Annotated in this window: 1 protein-coding gene; it reads left to right on the top strand. The window is 66.5% G+C overall.

Annotation, left to right across the window (positions count from 1 at the left end; all coding sequences use genetic code 11):
• Positions 1 to 547: DHH family phosphoesterase (locus tag EOA28_RS37955; protein WP_245501714.1), on the top strand; the 547-nt coding region annotated here is incomplete at both ends.

Raw genomic sequence — 547 nt, forward strand, 5'->3', positions numbered from 1 at the left:
TCTATATCCCGGACCGCATCTTCGAAGGCTACGGGCCCAATCCGGAAGCGATGCGGGAACTGATCTCGCGCGGCGCCAAGCTGATCGTCACCGTCGATTGCGGCACCAACAGCGCGACCTCGATCGAGGCGGCCAGGGAAGCCGGCGCCGACGTGGTGGTGCTCGACCACCACCAGGTCGGCGGCCCGCTGCCGCCCGCTGTGGCCGTGGTCAATCCCAATCGCGAGGACGATTTGTCGGGGCAAGGGCATCTGTGCGCCGCCGGCGTCGTCTTCCTGTGCTTGGTTCAGACGGCAAAGCTGCTGCGCGAAAGGCTGCCGGATGCCGCGCCCGTCGATCTGCTTTCGCTGCTAGACCTCGTGGCGCTGGCGACGGTGTGCGACGTGGTACCGCTCACCGGCGTCAACCGCGCCTTCGTCGTCAAGGGGTTGCAGGTGTTGCGCCAGCAGAAGAATGAGGGGCTGGCGGCGCTGGCGCGGGTCTCGCGCATCGGTGAGCCGATCAACACCTTCCATCTGTCCTTCCTGATCGGCCCGCGCATCAATGC

The sequence above is a fragment of the Mesorhizobium sp. M2A.F.Ca.ET.067.02.1.1 genome, from assembly GCF_004023285.1.
Taxonomy (GTDB): Bacteria; Pseudomonadota; Alphaproteobacteria; order Rhizobiales; family Rhizobiaceae; genus Mesorhizobium.